The sequence below is a fragment of the Aliterella sp. E5.1 genome, from assembly GCF_057473825.1.
The window spans coordinates 1-1,915 of sequence record NZ_JBYCCV010000285.1; the positions used below are offsets into that span (position 1 = coordinate 1).

Annotated in this window: 3 pseudogenes; 2 read left to right on the top strand and 1 reads right to left on the bottom strand. The window is 50.7% G+C overall.

The features are described 5' to 3' along the window. Positions 1–29: 29 nt before the first annotated feature. Positions 30–374: pseudogene (locus AC2VE5_RS26335) on the top strand (DUF4277 domain-containing protein); the annotation flags it as partial. A gap of 85 nt (positions 375–459) precedes the next feature. Beyond that, positions 460–1,755, top strand: a pseudogene (locus AC2VE5_RS26340) (IS256 family transposase). A 31-nt stretch (positions 1,756–1,786) separates the two neighbouring features. Here AC2VE5_RS26340 and AC2VE5_RS26345 read toward each other — a convergent pair. Then, positions 1,787–1,915 (bottom strand): annotated as a pseudogene (locus AC2VE5_RS26345) (IS1 family transposase); the annotation flags it as partial.

Genomic DNA, 1,915 nt, shown 5'->3' on the forward strand with positions numbered 1-1,915 from the left:
AGTCAGTGTAGGCTTCATAGAGATTTATTGTGCCAGAACTTCAGGTAGAGACACTGGACCATTTAGGGTTAGTTGCAGGCGTCATTGATGAACTCGGTTTGGTGGAATTGACCAATGAGTTGCTTCCCCCTCATGAGCAGAACTGCATCAGCAGCGGTCAAGTTCTCAAAGCGATGCTACTCAACTGCTTCGGTTTTCTGAGTGCACCTCTGTATTTGTTTAGTCATTTTTTTGAGAGTAAACCTGTAGCGCACCTTCTTGGCCCCGGTATTGAGGCCAGTCATCTCAATGATGACCGTATCGGTCGCCTGCTTGACTCGCTGACGCAATCAGGAACAACCGTATTTTTTCTCAAAGCGGCTATGCAAGGAGTTATAACTATTTCTGGTGTACAGCGTAGGAGACAAAAAAAGGCGTATCCTTCTGGACAAGCAAAAGTACCAGAAAAAGTAATACACCATGACTCAAGATAAGCTAGTCGAATTCAAAACACCAGAGTCTGAGGAAAGCTTTAGCGATGCACTCAGTGAGTTAGTGCGACAGGGAGCGCGTCAAATCATTGCGCAAGCCGTGGAGGCAGAACTAAATGAATTTCTCGTTCAATATCAAGGGCTCAGAGACGACAGAGGTCGCCAAATCATCGTGCGCAACGGGTATCTGCCCGAACGGACTATCACCACAGGGATTGGCGAAGTGGCTATCCAAGTGCCGAAAGTGAGAGACCGCAATAGCAGCGGCATCAAGTTCACCTCACAGCTACTACCGCCGTACCTTAAACGCACTCGAAGTATGGAGGAGGTGATGCCCTGGCTGTATCTCAAAGGGGTTTCGACCGGGGACTTCGGTGAGGCCCTATCGGCATTGCTGGGGCCAGAAGCCAAGGGCTTATCGGCGGCTACTATCAGTCGGCTGAAGGCGAAGTGGGGCTGTGAGCATCACGCGTGGCAGGGGCGTTCTCTGAAGCACAAGCGCTATGTGTATGTGTGGGCCGATGGCATCTACTTCAATATCCGAGCGCACGAGCGTCAGTGCATCCTGGTGATAATCGGCCTGAGCGATACAGGCCAAAAAGAGTTGTTAGGCATGGCGGCAGGCTACCGAGAATCAGAACTCAGCTGGAAGTCATTGATGCTGACGCTCCAGGACCAGGGGTTACACGATGACCCGCAGCTTGCCATTGGCGATGGTGCATTGGGGTTCTGGAAGGCTCTGCCTCAGGTCTGGCCCACGACCCAGAAACAGCGCTGCTGGGTACATAAGACCGCCAACGTGCTCAATAAGCTGCCCAAAAAGCTCCAACCAAACGCCAAATCAGCCCTATGGGAAATCTATCGAGCACAGACCAAAACCGATGCCAATTAGGCGTTAAACCGGTTTATCAAGACCTACCAGGCTAAGTATCCTGAGGCCACTGACTGTTTGGCTAAAGACCGCGACGTACTGCTGAGGTTCTATGATTTTCCGGCTGAGCATTGGAAGCATATTCGCTCGACCAATCCGTTCGCGAAGCGTTCCCGAAGGGATTATGAATCGACCTTTGCCACCGTTCGATTACGAACCGACCAGACCCGAGGAGCCGTCTCCAAAGGCACGATTCTGCCGCTGGTGTTTAAGTTAGTTCAGAGTGCTCAGAAGCGTTGGCTTCGAATTCGAGGGTTTAAGTATCTCGGCGATGTGATTAATGGCGTTCAGTTCAAAGATGGCGTTCGCGTTGTCTGTGCAGAAAAAACGATCTCTAATCAGGAGGCTGCCTAATTTTGTCGCATACACCAGATTTGACTATATCTCTGCCTTCGGTGCTAACAACCAACTCCTCAATCAATTCATCGCTGTGTTTGCCCACTCGTGCTGCTAGGATCAATCCGCTTGAATTTGCTAAGCTCAGTCCAATCCAGCAGTCCCCAGCTCCCAATTC